The following is a 16470-nucleotide window of genomic DNA, read 5'->3' as shown; positions in this document are numbered from 1 at the left end:
ACGGGTACGGAACTTCAGTGCACGGGCGCCTGATCGAGATAGGCAATCTCGAAGCCGGTTATATCAGCAGCGCGCTTGATATCCTGAAATTCCACCACGCCATCGCGAAACACGACGATCCTCGCTTCACGCAGCTGACGCAGCACCCGGTTGATGTGGATCGCGGTCATGCCAAGCGCATCGGCCAGAATGGACTGGGAAATAGGGCACGGATAGGTGCAGCCGTCGCCGATGCCGACCAGCTTGAGGCGCTCGCCGAGTTCCAGCAGAAAATGCGCCGTTCGCTCGAAAGCGTCGCGCCGTCCAATACTGACCAGATGCTCCACCACCATGGCCTCGTCGCGGGACGCCGCCCACATCAGCCCCACCGCAAGCCTCGGCGTGCGACGGAATACATCCAGCATTCGCTGCCTGTCGAGCCGCGCCACCTCGACATCGGTAATGGTAAGAAAGCTATGGTCCGAACTGCGGAGCAGCAGGCTGCGAAGCCCGAGGAAATCACCGGCTATCTGTATGTCGATGATTTGCCGGCTGCCGTCACGCAGCTGCTTGTAGGAACATGCCCAGCCTTCGCGCAATATATAGGCTGAATGCGGATACTGCCCCTCGTATACGACTTCCCTGCCAGCCTCTATCAGCGAGCGCTGCCTCTGCAACTCCCGCAGCATGATCAGGTCTTCGGGCCCCAGCCCTTTGAATGCCTGCAATTTTCGGGTAAGAGCATCGCGCGTTTCATCCATCCGATCCCCCTTCTTGTTGTCTTTCCTCCTAAATTTCGAACTGCAAGAGGTTGCTTCTGAACGGCGGTTTTCATCCGATGGTACTCTGAAAGGCTACCAAAGGTTGTCTCAGGTTAACTTAAATCAATAAATAAAAAAGTCCCTCGTTTGTGGGAGCTGCGTCCTACTTCTTTATCGGAGCAGTTTTGTTTCGATCCAATGCCGTAAAACTGGCCAGTAGTACTGCAGCGCAACATACATGTTCCGCAGGAGGAAACCTCTTCGTGCCAGGGGAACGCCATTGGAGTGGGAAATGGCGTGCATGCAGATCGTGCAGGAATTTCATATCCCGGCGCCCGGTTGGTTCGGCTGCTCCTTCTGTTCCTGAGACGGATAATCTCGCTCCCCCATAAGATGTACTCCCGGATTTAGCTTGATTAACGTTCAGTTAATCTGGGTTAATTTTATGGTCCAAGAAAAACGCTAAGGTTGCATTCGGCTTCGGGGGGGATTGCCCGGCCATGATGTCACCACGGCTGGGGTTTCAACGTCGCGACTACCACTCAGAGCCGATGTCAGAACCTAAAGTTCAAAGGGGATTAAACCTATGAGTACGGGTATCGCTTTCAATTTCACAAAAGCATCGATCTCTGAAACGCCAGTCAATTCTCCCATTTCTCTCTATCGCATACATGACCCCGGCACCGAGCCCCCCGGAGGAGTAGAGGACACGGGCCAGCCTGATCGAACGCTCGTCATCATCGACAATCGTGCCCTTGAGCGGGAATGCTTTGCCCAGAGCCTCATTGCGCGGGGCGTGGGACTGGAGGTGCTGGCTGTCGGCAGGATCGAGGAGTACACGGCCCGGCGCGACGAGGTTCCCCCTGTTTGCGCAATTCTGCTCAATCTTGGGGGAAGACGTGTCGGCGATGCGCAGGTGGAGGATGAAATCCGGCGCCTTTCTGCCGAATTTGGAAAGATTCCTCTGATTGTTCTGGCCGATACGGATGAGTTGCCGCAAATTCTGCAGGCTCTCGAATATGGCGTCAGGGGCTTTATTCCAACCTCGGTTGGCATAGGTGTCTGCATAGAGGCAATCGGGCTGGCCATGGCAGGCGGCGTCTTCGTTCCCGCCAGCAGTGTGATTGCCATGCGGCGGCTGGTGGAATCCCGGCCGGAAACGCAGCCGCTGTCGGGTATGTTCACGCTGCGCCAGGCCGAGGTGGTGGAGGCGCTGCGCCGGGGCAAGGCCAACAAGATCATTGCCTACGAACTCAACCTGCGGGAAAGCACCGTCAAGGTCCACATCCGCAACATCATGCGCAAGCTCAAGGCGACCAATCGCACCGAAGTTGCCTTCAAGATCAATCACATGTTTCCCGGTTATGCGCAGGCAGGCGGATCGCACGCGACGCATCCGCGCTAGAAACCGCATCAGTCGCCTCCGGGTAATTCCACGACAGGCGATTTTGAGTGGCTGTGCGGGCGGTTGAAAAAGCAGCCTGCTCGCAATTGAGGCAGCGACCAGATTTTGGGGTATATGATAGTGCCCCTGAGCTGTTTCGCCGGACGTTTCAGCAGCGGATTGCGACGCGCAGTCGCGAATGCAGTCAGGAACTGCCCATCCGCTTTGTCCGTGGCGCCTCCGCCCGGAACATCACCAATGCCGGGATGGCTTTGCCGTTGGAAGTGAACATTCCAACGGCATCCGCAGCAGCCGGGACGGCGTTCCCGACCGGAACGTTCCGGCCGGCTCCGTCAGCCTTTTCAGAGCGGAAAACGGTGGCGGCGGGCCAGGGCCCAGATGTCGCGGTTGGTTTGCGCAAGCCTGCCGATCGAGCGGGTGATGTTGGCGATCTCGTCGGCGTCGATGGCGTCCATCTTGCCGTATCTGAGCTGGTCTGCGGTTTCGGAAACCCGCATCAGCAGGGTGGAGACGTTGTCGCCCGTGTCGTCGAACGAATAGATGCAGTGATTGTATTTGTTGCGCAGCTTGGCTTCGGCCATCATCTTGCGGGTGACGTCGAGCACGTCCTTGCGAACGGGCGGCGGCGTGCGCGCCATCTTGGCCAGCCGCTCGACCAGATCGACGCGCGCGCGCGTGGTGTTGAGCGTCAGGAAGATGATGGTGGCCGTTTCCTTATCCACTCCGGCGAGCCCGGCGATCAGGTGGATGAGAAGGCTTTCGGTGTTGGTCCAGGTGTAGTTGAGCTGACCCAGAAGGGTCAGCACATCCCTGAAAGGCGGCGCCGGTCGGTTCATCGCGAGGCTGCCTGCTTGCCCAAGACCGCAGCGATCCTATCATCCGGACCGCCCGGCGTCTATTTATCGTCTAATCTTCCCGGAAGGCACGGTTCATGCTGTCGCGGATCGGTTTCGACAGATAGTCGAAGAAGGTGCGTTCCGCCGTCTGGATCAGCACTTCGGCCGGCATTCCGGGCGTCGGCAGGAAGCCATGCACCCGCGCCAGCTCGCTGGACGACAGGCGCACGCGGGCCAGATAGATCTCGCGCACTTCCTGCACCGATTGCTCGCGCAGCGCATCGGCCGAGACGTAATAGACCGTTCCGGTCAGCACCGGCGTCGTGCGCTGGTTCAGCGCCGTCAGCCGCACCGTCGCCTCCTGTCCGGTGCGGATGGCATCGATCTTGGTGCGCGGTATCTGCGCCTCGATGATCAGCGGAACATCGGACGGCAGGATTTCCGCAATGCTCTTGCCGCTTTCGATGACGCCGCCCGCCGTATGGTAGTAGAGCCGGACCACGGTTCCGCTGACCGGCGCGTTGATGGTCGCCCGTCGCAGCACGTTCGTGGCCGCGCGTGACTGCTCGCGCACCGAGTCGAGCTCGGCCTCGACGCTCTGCATTTCGTCGAGCGCCGCCTGCCGGTATGCGGCGAGCGTCTGGTTCTTCTGCTGGCGGTAGCGCGCCATCTGGGATCGCGTCTCGTCGATTTCCGCCGCCAGCCGTCCGCTCTGGCCGTCCGCTTCGGCCATGACGCGCTGGATCGCCGAAATCTCGGGCTTGCGCAGCAGTCCCTGCTCATAGAGCTTGCGCTTGCCGGCATATTCCTCCCTGAGGAAGCCGATCTGCTGCGACAGCGCCGCATGTTGCGCCTCATAGCCGCCGACACGGAATTCGAGGGCGGCGATGTTGTTGTTCAGAAGCTCGATCTCGCCGGTGAACTTGCGCTGCGAGGCCTCGAAATTGAGCCGCTGGCTGGCCAGGATTTCCGCAATCTCGGGATCGATGGCGTTGCTGGTCAGCTCAGCCGGAAAGGCGATGCTTTTCTGCCCCTCGGATTGCGCGGTAAGCCGCGCGACGATGGCATCGAGCCGCGCACGGCGCAGGAAAAGCTGGCGCTCGTTGGCCAGCGCCGAGGTCTCGTCCAGTTGCACCAGCGGTTGCCCCTCCTTCACATGGTCGCCCTCGGAAACGAGGATTTCCCTGATAACGCCCCCTTCCAGATGCTGCACGATCTTGTTCTGGCCGGTGGCCACGAAGCTGCCCTGCGCGATGACGGCAGCGGCAAGCGGCGCGAAGGTGGCCCACAGGCCGAAGCCGCCAAAGCACGCCACGAGCAGCACGACGCCGGCGATGCTTTGCTTCCTGATGGAACGGGGAACCCCGGCATACCAGGTGAGATCCTGGAGTTTGGCGATATCCGTACTCATGCTGCACCTGCTCTGGTCATATTGGCCGGCGCTGCATTGGGCTGCATCGCGCCCGGCCGGGGAAGATGCTCGCCGAACGGACTGTCGGGCAAATGGCCGGCGGTATGGGCCGCAAGCGCGCGCAACACCTCGTCGCGCCGGCCGAACATGGAGATGGTGCCGTTGGTCATCAGCAGGATCTTGTCGACATGGCGCAGCAGCGCCGGTCGCTGGGTGATGACGATCACCGTGATGCGGTTTTCCTTGGCGTGGCGCAGCGCGCGTGCAAGTGCGGCATCGCCGGCCGCATCGAGATTGGAATTCGGCTCGTCGAGCACGATCATGCGCGGATCGCCGAAGAAGGCACGGGCAAGGGCAATGCGCTGCTTCTGCCCGCCCGACAGGGGCGAGCCGTCGGCCGCCACCTGCGTTTCATAACCCTGCGGGAAGGTGGCGATCATCTCGTGCACGTCGGCAAGCACGGCGGCCCGGTAGATTTCGGCGTCGTCCACATCGTCGCGCATGCGCGCTATGTTGGCCTTGATCGAGCCTGGGAAGAGCTGCACGTCCTGCGGCAGATAGCCGATATTGTCGCCGAACTGGCGCTGGTCCCAGTTGCGCAGATCCATGAGGTCGAGGCGAACGGCGCCCGATGTCGGCAGGATGGAGCCGACCAGCATCTTGCCGAGCGTTGTCTTGCCCGCGCCCGAATTGCCGATCACGGCAAGCGAGTCGCCCGGCTGAAGCGAAAAATTGATGCCGTTCAGCACCACGCGCTTGGTGCCCATCGGCACATAGAGCACGCGCTCCACGTCGAGCCGGCCTTCCGGATTGGGCAGCACCAGCCGTTCGAGGTTGAGCGGCGAGGAACGCAGCAGCGCGCTGATGCGGCTGTAGGCGCCGCGCGACAGGATGAACTGGTTCCAGCCTTCGATCGAGCCTTCGATCGGAGCGAGAGCGCGGCCGGCGATGATGGAGGCGGCAATCACCATGCCGCCGGTGATCTCGCCCTCGATGGCCAGGAATGCGCCCCAGCCCAGCAGCGCCACCTGCGTCAGCAGGCGGATGGCGCGCGAGGTGGCGGCCGAGACGATGTTGCGGTCCTGCGCCTTCACCTGCGCCTTCAGCGATCCGGCCGTATCCTGCCCCCAGATCTTCACCGCCTCGGGGATCATCGCCAGCGCGTTGATGATCTGCGAATTGCGGGCCATGGAATCGAGATGCAGGTTGGCGCGGCTCTGGTAGACATTGGCCTCGCCGAACGGAGCGGCGGTCATGCGCTGGTTGACGAAGGCGACGATCAGCAAAAGCACGCCGGACAGGATGATGATGCTGCCCAGATGCGGATGCACCAGATAGACGGCCAGTATGAACAGCGGTGCGAAAGGAATGTCGAGGAAGGACAGCAAGGTTCCGGATACGAGGAAGGAGCGCAATTGCTGGAGATCGCCAAGCGTCTGGTATTCGCGCCCCGACCCATGCAGCGAGGCGCGGGCGGCAGCGCTCAGGATCGGCGCGCCGAGCTGTGCGGCAACCTCGACGGCGGTGCGCATGAGGATGAAGCGGCGGATGGCGTCGAAGGTGGCCTGCAACAGCACGGCCCCGACGATGACGATGGTGAGCATGACCAGCGTGTCGGTCGAGCGGCTGGTCAGCACCCGGTCCGAGATCTGGAAGAGATAGACGGGAATGGCCAGCACCAGAATGTTGCTGACATTGGTGAACAGGAACACCATCAGGAGGTTCCTGCGCACCGCGCCCAACCCGGCGCTGAGGCTTTTCGACAGGTCCACTGGCCCGAGGCGGCGGTGGAAGGTTCCGCTTTTGCTCTCCCTGCCACCTGTGCCCCGGTCATCGGCAACGGCATAGCGACCGGGTGCGGGCGGCGGCTGTCCGGCGCTCTGAACCTTCGGCTGCGGCCGCGCCTCTATCGGGCCGCTGGCGCCTTCCAGCATGACCGTGGCGCCCGGTCTGGCCGGTTCGGGTCCGCAATCCTGCGATTGTCGCATCGTGGTCTCCGGGGCGGGATCGTCGCGCATCCTTTCGGACGCGGCCTCACGATCCGCCTGCTCGTTCGTGCGCCGGTGCTCTGACACGGCATCCTCGAGGGAGAGTTCGATCTCCCTTTCGAGCGCCGCCAGCACCCGTATCAGCGACTCGGGGTCGGGCTCGCGAAATGTCGTGTTGCCTGGTGCGGCCACAGGTGCCGCATTTGCCTGAAACCTCTCCATGAAGACGCTCCCGCCCCCTCCCGTCCGCACTGGTCGTATGGCTCGTATCAACTCAGCATGGTCTGCATCAGATCGGCGGACCCGATGTCCGGTACCCCGCCGTCATGGGCCGTTGCGCCATCACCGGTGTCGGGCGCCAGCAGGTCGTCGCTCAGGAACACCACGGCCTCGCTGACCAGCGCATTGGTGTCCTGCGTGTAAAGTCCGCTGTCGTGCGAGATCAGCTCGGCCTGGATGAGCAATTCGTCCGAATACACACTGCCGCCGGCATAGACCGTGGAATCGACGCCGCCGTCGACGATGTGGGCATGGTTGACGAGTGCGTTGGTGCCGGTCGAGATGGTCCAGTCGGCATCGGCATATGCGCCTGCCTGATCCATGGCCAGCGCCACCTGATCGGCATCGCCGAGGATGTTGGTCTGGCTGATGTAGTTAAGGTCGACCACATTGCCGGAAACATAGAGCACCTTCAGCCCGCCCACGCCGCTGAAGGCTTCGTGCCGGAGCAGATCGGCCGGCGCGTCGGCGGGGCCGGAGGCGAGCTTGTCCGCGGCCTCCCGGAAGGACGGCGGAAGCCCCCCGAAGCTCATCGTCCCGAACTGGGTGATCGACGCCTGGTTCCACAACAGATTGCCGCCCGTCGACAGCGACGCTTCACCCGCAGTCTGGAAGTCGCCGACCGTGCCGACGAGATCGTCGTCGAGCAGGATGTTTGTCTGGCTGATGATGTTGCCGTGATAGACGCTGCCGCCGACGATGATGAAATCATAATAATTGCCGAGCTCAGCCACGGACGCGATGTTGACGGCCGTGTTGTCGCCGAGCGTGATGGTGGTGCCGCCGCCGCAGGCCGCCATGACCGTGACGTCGTTGTCCTGCACGAAGCTGATCTGCCTGATCCAGTTGGCGATCACCAGATCGCCGTCGATCCGCGCAACCTGCCAGTAGGCGGGAAAGCCGGACCCTTCGTCGGCCTGCCCGCCATAGGCCGGGTTGGCGATGGTCTCGATCGTCGCGACATTGAAGGCCTGCGTCGGCGTATCCGTCAGCCGCTGCCAGCCACCCAGCGCATCTGAAACCGCATCGCAATCGCTCCAGACATTCGTCTGGCTGATGGCGTTGACATGCATATAGTCGCCGACCGCGGCAACCACCGGGGCGCCATGCCAGTTGTTGACCAGCACCGCCTCGTTCACCAGAAGATTGCCTCCCGCCTCCAGCCCGATCATCGGAGTGAGCGAATGGTCGACGCCGGTGGGCACCGGCGCATCGTCCTGCGTCTGCGCGGATGGGTCTTCTGCGGGGGCCGGAATTTCACCGGCAGAAAATCTTCCAGAACCGGTGCTTCGTTGAGGCTTTCTCCGTTGACATGGATGCCGGCGGTGGCCGCACCCTGCGCCACGAACAGGCTGCCGCCTTCAGGCGCGGCGTCGGGCAATGCATCGGCGGCAGCCGCCACATGCTGGATGAAGTCGCCAGCACCAGCTTGCGAGTGCAGGCCGTCCATGTCGGCGACTGGCTGGAGCTGCGCAGCGTCTTCCATCAGCTTCGCCAATGCTGCGACGGGGTCGCCTGCCGATTGCATCGCAAGCCCGTGATTGCCGATCGACAGATAGTCGTTGTCGACAAGCTGTGCTTCCTGCCGCAGATAGACCGCCAGAGAGCCGATCGGCTCATATTCGGGGATCACCCTCTCACCCGCTGCTGGCACGTCATGCTGGCGGGCGGGACCGGCCACGCCGGCCATGTTGCCCGGCGGGATATGCACGGGGATTTGATGGGTGGGCACCGAAGTGGTCACGCTCGCCGGCACGATGTCGAAGGACGGCGGCGAATAGGTCACCTTCGGCGCGAACTGCCCCAGCGTGTAGGGACTGGTCATGGCGAGCTTTATGTCGGGCAGTTCCCCCGCTTCAGGCGGCGCTTCGCGCTGGGCGGTGAACTTCGCATAGTCCAGCCGCAGCCGCACGTCCTCGACTGTCTGGGAAAACACTCCGATGAAATGGGCGATGATCTCGGTGGTCGAGTCCATATGCATGGTGCACTACCTCGCTGGCTTGCCAGCAGAACCGTTCGTCAGGGCCGCCCGCCCCTTGCAATGCCCCGGCCTGCCGCTCTGGCGAGCGGCGCAGGGCTTCATTCCAGATCTGCTTCCCCCGTCTCCCGTAATTGCCCGCTGCGAGCATGAAGGGAAAAGTGCGGAGCTGTGCACGGGGACCATGCACAGCTCCAGAACCCGGCGCTCTTGGGGGGCGAGAGCGCCGGACCCGTGGACGGCATTTTTATCCGTCATCTTCCCCGACCAGCGTGCTGATCAGGTCGCCGCCGACCACAGTCATGTCAACCGTATTGCCAAGGACGTTGGCGCCCATGACGATCTGCTGGTTGAAGGCACTCGTATCGACGAGCGCGCTGGCAGAGGCCTGCGAGGAGCCGGTGACGTAGCCGTCATCGCCGTTGTTGGAGCCCCACACGCCGCCTGCGCCGCCTGCACCGCCGGCACCCGTGGTGGCTATGCCACCCATGCCGCCGAAGCCGCCGTTGCCGCCGGATACTTCTCCTGCCCAGGCCGCGCCACCGTCACCGCCGGCTGCCAGAGCCCATCCGCCGAGGCCCGCACCGCCGTCGCCGCCTGCGCCGCCGAGACCACCGCCAAGGCCGAGGCCGATGCCCTGACCCGCGCCGAAGCCGAGGCCGCCGCCGCCATCGGCGTCGCCGCCGGTGCCGCCTGCGCCACCCATGCCGCCCATGCCGCCGGTGCCGGAGCCGCCGAAGCCGCCGAAGCCGTCACCGCCGAGGCCGCCATTGCCGACGCCGCCAGCGCCGCCGGTGCCACCGGTGCCGCCAGTGCCACCCGCTGCTGCCGCCGCTGCCGCATCAGCCGCCGCCGCACCCATCAATCCGGGCGCCGCCGCCGCTGCTGCATCGGCTGCCGCCGCACCCGCGCCGCCATCGCCGGCCATGCCGCCGCTGCCGCCAGTCCCGCCGGCACCCGATCCGCCGGGGCCGCCGCTGCCCGATCCTCCGGCACCGCCATAGGCAGAACCTCCGGCGCCGCCGCCACCACCTGCGCCGCCGTCACCGCCAGTACCGCCGCTGCCACCGGCACCAATGCCGGCGCCAAGGCCGCCGAGGCCGAGCCCGAGGCCGGTGCCTGCCGCACCGTCGCCTCCGGCCGCGCCATTGCCGTCGCCGGCGCTGGCGCTGGTGTGGCCGCCGAAGCCGCCGAAGGCGTCGGAACCATATGCCGAGCCGCGTCCGCCGGAGCCGCCATCGGCATTGGCATCGCCTCCACCGGTGCCGCCGCCACCACCGGCATCAATGCCGTCACCGGTCTTGGCGAAGCCGCCCGTGGCGCTGCCCTGCTGCTGGAAGTTGCTATTGTTGTGAACCTGCGGGTCGCTCAGCGTGTCGTTGTCGACCAGATCGTTGACCTGATTGAAGACGAAGGCATTGTTGCCGGACCCGTTCAGCGAGCCGTTGAGGATGTCCTCGAAGGACACGTCGTCGCCGGGATCATAGGAGATCACGCCGTCGCGATTGATGAAGAGCTGATCCACACTGGCGCCGCCATAGAGATCGACGTCGGCGAAATCGTTGTCGCTGGGAATGATGCCGTCAAGGCCGACATTCACGGATGTCGACACCGAGGTCGCAACGTTCGTGGCGACATTGGTGGCGTTGGTGGCGACATTCTCCGCCACATTGCTGGCCGCATTCTCGGCCGCATTGGCCGCTGCATTGCTGGCTGCGTTGTTGGCCGCATTGCCGGCCTGGTTCGATGCGCCGTTTTGAGCGGCGTTCCCGGCAGCATTGGCGGCGTTGTTGGCCGCATTGTTACCGGCATTGTTGCTGGCCTCGTTGTTGGCCGTATTCTGCGCGGACTGTTCCTGGTCCTGGTTCTGCCAGGATTCCTGGTCCTGATGCTGGTCCTGCCCCTGATCCTGATGCTGGTCCTGATCCTGGCTCTGGTCCTGATTGCCGAGCGGCCAGCCAGGAAGATAAAGGCCAAACCCGCCAAGCCCGTTATTGTTACCCATGATCGTGTCCTCGATTAAAGAACCGTGCGACACGATCACCCGTCATCTGTCAGGCGATATGGTGCCGGCACGGTTCCACTGGTTCGACGACCGAAACGGCCGTCGTCTGCTGTGTGCATCCCCCCACGAAGATGGACAATGCACTGCTGTTTTGGGCACTGCTTGTTGGCCGGGAGCTTTCTTTCCGGAGACGCGGGACCCCCCCTTGATCAAGAACCCTCGTTCCCATTCCGGAAATTCTGGCTTGTCCGGCGTCTGGACTGTCGCGCCGGGAACTTCCATTGAACAGTTGCACCTGCGTCGTAATCCCATGCGCAATAAGGCAATGGGCGCGCATTCCCTCATCCGGGAGGATGGGATTAGAGACGGGGGCTACGTCCCTTTGGCTACGCGTATCGGATAGTATCCGGGCTGTTTCAGCTCTGGTTGTATGGGTGGCCATGACTCTGCCGAACAAACTGAAAACAGTTTTTTCGATGCATTCCGAGCCTAAACGAGATTCTCCGCCGTGGCCGCGGCGGAGAGCACGCGGGCGAGCGCCGCCGCTTCGAGGCACGGCCGCATCTTCACGAAGGCGGCCATCAATCGCTTGAGGTCGAGCTTTTCCACGCCAGCCTTGCCGGAAAACACACAATGATCCGGCAGACCTAACGGAGCCGGCAAACTGGCGCAACGGCGAGTGACCGCGTGGTTTCAGGGCCTTGCATAAATCCTGTTCCTGAAACTCAGGTTTAATGCTTGATTTGTTGGGTTCATGGCACACACCGCTGCCCTTCAGTGTTTTTGCGTGCCGCGCGCAGTCTGTTCCATTTTTCACCCCCAGTTGCCGAACAGCAACAAAATGACGGTTCAAAGTGCTGAAAGTCGACATCACGCTGTCCGCCGGAGAACGCCCGAATGAGCGATGGCCATGGCACATGACCTTGCGGGAAACAGGATGTGATGTTGCTGAAGCTGGAGCATAGATCGCGGGATGGGCTTCATGATTCATTCAAGACGTCAAATCCGCCACGAAGCCATTTTCGCCGGTTTCAGCAGGCGGGCCGCAAACGAAACGAGCGCTGCCCGGGCAAAATTGGCCATTGCAGAAGGCGATGGCTCTATGGTTAGGGTTGCAGCCGTCCACATCCGGGTTGCGTCCGAAGGTTCGCTCATGTTCCTGCCCGGAGTAAAACAGGCAGCAGGCAGCGCCCGGAAGGTTGTTCCATGATCCGCATTCCCGTGTCTCTTTCCTGCGTGCCGGCCACATCCTGCGCGCCGGTGGCCGGGGGTATCCGATGACCGCATCAGGCGCGCTGGACCCCGTCAGCACCGACGGCGGCAGGCAGGTGCTGGAAGTTCATGCCCGCCTCATGCGGCGACGCGGGTTTCTGGTGGCACTCATGGCGGTCATGACCCTTCTGGCGATCATGCTCGACATGACCACCGGCCCTTCGGGCATGGGACTGAGCGAGCTCTGGAAAGTCGTCACCGGGCATCCCGACACCACCCGTGCCATGGAGGTGATCTTCTGGAACGTGCGGCTGCCCATCGCCATGATGGCGGTGCTGGTGGGGGCGGCGTTGTCTCTGGCCGGCGCTGAGATGCAGACTGTTCTCGACAATCCGCTGGCCAGTCCTTTCACATTGGGTGTTTCCTCCGCCGCATCGCTGGGCGCGTCGCTTGCCATCATTCTCGGCCTCGGGCTTCCCTTCGTTCCGCCGCACATGATCATCGCCGGCAATGCCTTCGTCTTCGCGCTCGGCTCGGTGTTGCTGCTCCAGTATCTGGCGCGCGGTGGCGGGGGCATCGAGACGCTCGTGCTGTTCGGCATCGCGCTGGTCTTCACCTTCAATGCGCTGGTGGCACTGGTGCAGTTCATGGCTTCGGCCGACGCACCTCCAGCAGCTTGTGTTCTGGAGCATGGGCAATCTCGGCGCGGCCAGCTGGGAAACGGTGGCGGTGCTGGGCATCGTCACGGTGCTGCTGTTCCCGTTTTCGCTCGCATCGTCGTGGAAAATGACGGCGCTTCGGCTTGGCGAAGAGCGCGCGGCAAGCTTCGGAATCGACGTTGGCCGCCTGCGGTTCTTCTCTCTGCTGCGCGTCAGCCTGCTTGCCGCCACCGCTGTCGCCTTTGTCGGAACCGTCGGTTTCATCGGCCTTGTCGGTCCCCATATCGCCCGCCTGATGGTGGGCGAGGACCACCGCTTCCTTTTGCCGGCAAGCCTGTGCAGCGGGGCGCTGGTGATGTCGCTCGCCTCCGTCGCATCAAAGACGCTGGTGCCGGGCATGCTGCTGCCGGTCGGCATCGTCACATCGCTGGTCGGTCTGCCGATCTTCTTCGTCCTGATCCATCGGAGGCGCAGGCGCCCATGAGCGATAAGTCCCTGCACATCAGCGGGCTGACGGTGAGCTACGGCCGCCGAGCGATCATCCGCGACCTGCACGTCTCGCCCATACAGGCAGGCGGGATCACCGCGCTGGTCGGACCCAACGGCGCCGGCAAGTCAACGCTGCTGCGAGCTATCGCCGGCCTTTTGCCGGCCTCCGGCAAGGTGTGGCTGAACGGGCATAACCTGCTTGCCATGTCGCGCCAGCAGCGTGCCGCTTATGTCGGCTTCATGCCGCAGTCGCTGCCGGCCGGAGTGGGGCTGAGTGTTCTGGAAACCATCGTCACGGCCCTCAAGGTGGCCTCGCCGACGGGAAATGAAAAGCTGCTGCGTCGCAGGGCGGTTGCGGTTCTGGAACGGCTGAACGCTGTTCATCTCGCGCTTGAGCCGCTTGATCGCCTTTCCGGCGGACAAAGACAGATGGCGGGGCTCGCACAGGCGCTGGCACCTGATCCTGAACTGCTGCTGCTCGACGAACCGACCAGTGCGCTGGATTTGCGGCACCAGTTCCACATCATGCGCACGGTGCGGGAACTGACCCGCTCGGGGCGCTCCGCCGTCATCGTGCTGCACGATCTGGCGCTGGCGGCCGAGTGGGCCGATACGGTGGTGGTGATGAGCGGCGGCGGCCTTTACGTGGAGGGCAGACCCACGGATGCCGTTACACCCGTTATGCTGCGGGATGTCTATGGGGTTGTCGCCGATGTCGTGGCGCTTCCCAGCGGCTCGCTGCGCATCGACATCAGGGATCTGACGGATAATGGCGCTGCGGCGCGACAGGCAGCCGGAGACGCAGCATGAACAGGCATTTTCCACTGGTGGCCGAGGCAACGGTCGCGATCGCCGATGCCGCCCGCCACATTCCCGACATCGCCGGGCATCTGGAAAGCCATGGTGCGCGCGCATCATCGCAGGGAGAAGCGACGGTTCTGGATTTCGATTTCTGCCGTGGCGTGCTGTCGCCGCAGGAAGGATCGCTGCATCTGCGCGCCGAAGCGGCAGACAGAAGCCTGCTTCAGGAAATCAAGATGGAACTGGCCGAGCATGTCGTGGAATTCACCGGCGTTTCGGCGAGCGACATCGTCTGGACCGGGGACGAAAGCGAAAGCGGTGCGCCACCCAATTTCCGGCTGATGCGGGTGGTCAGCACCAGGCGCATCACGCCGCACATGCAGCGCATTCGCCTGGCAGGTGAAAATCTGCTCCGGTTTTCGGGGCTCGGCAACATCCACTGCAAGCTGCTGGTGCCTCCGGCAGGTGTGGAGCCTGAGTGGCCGGCTCTCGATGCGCAGGGCAGCTTCCGCTGGCCCGGTGGCCCGGGCAAGCCGTCGGTGCGAAAATACACGATCCGTTCCGTGGATGCGCAAGCGGGAACGCTGGACATAGATCTGGTCGTGCACGGCGACGAAGGGCCGGGCTCGGCGTGGGCGATCGCCGCCAAGCCGGGCGATCTGATCGGAATGGTCGGTCCGGGTGGCCGGGGATATCCGGCAGGCCGACTGGCATTTGCTGGCAGGCGATGAAACCGCATTGCCTGCCATCGCGCGTGCCCTTGAAAACCTGTCGCCCGACAGCCGCGGCGTGGCCCTGATCGAAGTGGCGGACCGCGCCGAGGAACAGGATATCGTTCTGCCGCAACGCTTCGAACTGAAATGGCTGCACCGGAACGGCGCGGCCGCGGGAACGACCACGCTGCTTGCGGATGCGGTGCGGTCAGTCGAAGTGCCTGCTGGTGAAGAGCGGGTGTTCGTCTGGGCCGGTTGCGAATTTTCCGCCTTCAGGGACATACGCTCCCATGTGCGCAATGTGCTCAAGCTTGGAAAGGAACAGCACCTCGTCACCTCCTATTGGCGGCGCGGTATCAGCGAGGATGGTGCCAGCCGTCTGGACGCCGTCTCGACTGTGGTCACGAAGATCGGAAAACGTCTCGGCCTGGCGGTGGGAGACTGAGGTTCCTGCCTGAAAGTCTGCATCGATTGCACAGGCTCTCCTACATGCCGTAGCGGGCATGGCTTCCAGAACATCATGCGGGAGCATATGGCAGCCATGGTCGGTCGTTGGAAACAGCGTTTTGATTTCCCCGGTTGTTCCGGCAGCATGGTTATCCATGCTGCCACCCAGCCACGCGGCTGAACACATGATTGCCGGACGGCTGCCTTTCCCGAGTTCCACAGCCATAGGCTCCCCTGTCCCGACCACGGGGCGGGGCAGGGTGCCGCACCTGTGCCTGGCAGACGTCCGTCCGGCCACGCATTGTGCTACTGCAGGCTGAACCGATATGCATGAACGATCCCATCCGTTAATTTCCGGCACAGAAGAACATGGCTGCCTCCTCCCTCGAAATTCTCAAATCCGTCTACGGCTATGACGCGTTCCGGGGTCCGCAAGCACGGATCGTGGAGCATGTTATTGCGGGCAACAACGCCTTCGTGCTGATGCCGACAGGCGGCGGCAAGTCGCTGTGCTATCAGATTCCGGCGATCGCCCGTCCGGGTCTGGGGCTTGTCGTTTCGCCGCTGCTGGCGCTGATGGCCGATCAGGTGGCCGCACTCCGACAGGCCGGTGTCCGGGCAGCCGCGCTCAATTCCGATCTCGGACCGGATGAGAGGCGCGAGCTGTGGCAGTCCGTCAGCACCGGCGGGCTCGACCTTCTGTATGTCGCGCCCGAAACGCTGCTGCGGCCGGACGTTCTTGACCGCTCGACGGGGTGAAGCTGTCGCTGATTGCCATTGATGAGGCCCATTGCCTCTCGCAATGGGGGCATGATTTCCGCCCCTCCTATCGCCAGCTCGATGCGGTCGTGCAGCGCTTTGCCGACACGCCGCGCATGGCGCTGACAGCGACGGCCGATGAGCCGACGCGTGCCGAAATCCTGACGCACCTGAACATTGCCGGGACAGACGCCTTCATTGCCGGTTTCGACCGGCCCAACATCCGCTACGCCATCGAGGAAAAGGACAATCCGCGCGCCCAGCTTAAGGATTTTCTTCTTCGTCGCCACGAGGGCGAGAGCGGCATCGTCTACTGTCTGTCGAAGCGCAGGACCGAGGAAACCGCCGCATGGCTGCGGGACCAGGGCTATGATGCGCTGGCCTATCATGCCGGCATGGACAAGGCCGCGCGCGAGGCCAACCAGACGCGTTTCCAGCATGGCGAAGCGGTGGTTATGGTGGCCACCATCGCCTTCGGCATGGGCATCGACAAGCCGGACGTGCGCTTCGTGGCCCATATCGATCTGCCATCCAGCATAGAAGCCTATTATCAGGAAACCGGTCGCGCCGGGCGCGACGGTCTGCCGTCGGACACGCTCATGCTCTACGGCCATGACGATATCGCCCTGCGCAGCCGTTTCATCGAGGAATCCGATGCGCCCGAGCAGCGCAAGCGCATGGAACGCCAGAAGCTCGATGCGCTGCTGGGCCTGGCCGAAAACGGCAGGCTGCCGGCGGCAGGTGCTGC

Annotated in this window: 14 protein-coding genes and 2 pseudogenes; 8 read left to right on the top strand and 8 right to left on the bottom strand. The window is 63.3% G+C overall.

Going from position 1 to position 16470, the window contains the following annotated elements; genetic code table 11:
• Positions 1-14: 14 nt before the first annotated feature.
• Positions 15-740: a Crp/Fnr family transcriptional regulator gene (locus tag MIC97_RS16970; protein ID WP_239801195.1), complete on the bottom strand. Its 726-nt coding sequence runs from the start codon at positions 738-740 to the stop codon at positions 15-17.
• A 586-nt stretch (positions 741-1326) separates the two neighbouring features.
• On the opposite strand from MIC97_RS16970, the gene MIC97_RS16965 reads away from it, so the two are divergent.
• On the top strand, positions 1327-2145 hold the full coding sequence (locus MIC97_RS16965; RefSeq protein ID WP_239801194.1) for a response regulator transcription factor: 819 nt from the start codon (positions 1327-1329) through the stop codon (positions 2143-2145).
• 341 nt (positions 2146-2486) lie between these two features.
• On the opposite strand, the gene MIC97_RS16960 is transcribed toward MIC97_RS16965, so the two are convergent.
• The 7 genes from MIC97_RS16960 to MIC97_RS16930 form a co-directional block, all read right to left on the bottom strand.
• The gene (locus tag MIC97_RS16960) at positions 2487-2981 is read right to left on the bottom strand and encodes a hypothetical protein (RefSeq protein WP_239801193.1); all 495 of its coding nucleotides are present in this window, start codon (positions 2979-2981) and stop codon (positions 2487-2489) included.
• A 70-nt stretch (positions 2982-3051) separates the two neighbouring features.
• Positions 3052-4392, bottom strand: coding sequence for an HlyD family type I secretion periplasmic adaptor subunit (locus tag MIC97_RS16955; protein WP_239801192.1), 1341 nt, complete (start codon positions 4390-4392; stop codon positions 3052-3054).
• Positions 4389-6326, bottom strand: a complete 1938-nt coding sequence (locus MIC97_RS16950; protein ID WP_345773564.1) for a type I secretion system permease/ATPase — start codon at positions 6324-6326, stop codon at positions 4389-4391. Before MIC97_RS16950 ends, MIC97_RS16955 begins: the two co-directional genes overlap by 4 nt.
• A gap of 323 nt (positions 6327-6649) precedes the next feature.
• Positions 6650-7864, bottom strand: coding sequence for a hypothetical protein (locus MIC97_RS16945; protein WP_239801190.1), 1215 nt, complete (start codon positions 7862-7864; stop codon positions 6650-6652).
• Positions 7828-8640 (bottom strand): hypothetical protein, encoded by an 813-nt coding sequence (locus tag MIC97_RS16940; protein ID WP_239801189.1) that lies wholly within the window; start codon positions 8638-8640, stop codon positions 7828-7830. The genes MIC97_RS16945 and MIC97_RS16940 overlap by 37 nt, the downstream gene beginning before the upstream one ends.
• Before the next feature lie 244 nt (positions 8641-8884).
• Positions 8885-10642 carry a hypothetical protein gene (locus MIC97_RS16935; protein WP_239801487.1) on the bottom strand — a complete coding sequence of 586 codons (1758 nt, stop codon included), beginning with the start codon at positions 10640-10642 and terminating at the stop codon, positions 8885-8887.
• Positions 10643-11131: 489 nt separating this feature from the next.
• Positions 11132-11272: a hypothetical protein gene (locus tag MIC97_RS16930; RefSeq protein WP_239801188.1), complete on the bottom strand. Its 141-nt coding sequence runs from the start codon at positions 11270-11272 to the stop codon at positions 11132-11134.
• 352 nt (positions 11273-11624) lie between these two features.
• On the opposite strand from MIC97_RS16930, the gene MIC97_RS16925 reads away from it, so the two are divergent.
• The 7 genes and pseudogenes from MIC97_RS16925 to MIC97_RS16895 form a co-directional block, all read left to right on the top strand.
• Positions 11625-11852 (top strand): hypothetical protein, encoded by a 228-nt coding sequence (locus MIC97_RS16925; protein WP_239801187.1) that lies wholly within the window; start codon positions 11625-11627, stop codon positions 11850-11852.
• 67 nt (positions 11853-11919) lie between these two features.
• Positions 11920-12456, top strand: a pseudogene (locus MIC97_RS16920) (iron chelate uptake ABC transporter family permease subunit); the annotation flags it as partial.
• An 88-nt stretch (positions 12457-12544) separates the two neighbouring features.
• Positions 12545-12997, top strand: coding sequence for an iron ABC transporter permease (locus MIC97_RS16915; RefSeq protein ID WP_239801463.1), 453 nt, complete (start codon positions 12545-12547; stop codon positions 12995-12997).
• A complete protein-coding gene (locus tag MIC97_RS16910; protein WP_239801459.1) occupies positions 12994-13812 on the top strand; it encodes an ABC transporter ATP-binding protein in 819 nt (272 codons plus the stop codon). The genes MIC97_RS16915 and MIC97_RS16910 overlap by 4 nt, the downstream gene beginning before the upstream one ends.
• Positions 13809-14534 carry a siderophore-interacting protein gene (locus tag MIC97_RS16905; RefSeq protein ID WP_239801186.1) on the top strand — a complete coding sequence of 242 codons (726 nt, stop codon included), beginning with the start codon at positions 13809-13811 and terminating at the stop codon, positions 14532-14534. The genes MIC97_RS16910 and MIC97_RS16905 overlap by 4 nt, the downstream gene beginning before the upstream one ends.
• Complete coding sequence (locus MIC97_RS16900) at positions 14485-14961, top strand: siderophore-interacting protein (protein ID WP_239801185.1); 477 nt, start codon at positions 14485-14487, stop codon at positions 14959-14961. The genes MIC97_RS16905 and MIC97_RS16900 overlap by 50 nt, the downstream gene beginning before the upstream one ends.
• Before the next feature lie 371 nt (positions 14962-15332).
• A pseudogene (locus tag MIC97_RS16895) lies at positions 15333-16470 on the top strand (RecQ family ATP-dependent DNA helicase); the annotation flags it as partial.

Origin of the sequence: Aquamicrobium sp. NLF2-7, assembly GCF_022359935.1 — a bacterium.
Taxonomy (GTDB): Bacteria; Pseudomonadota; Alphaproteobacteria; order Rhizobiales; family Rhizobiaceae; genus Mesorhizobium; species Mesorhizobium lusatiense.
The sequence above is the reverse complement of the archived record's forward strand: the minus strand, read 5'-3'. Positions and strand labels throughout refer to the sequence as shown.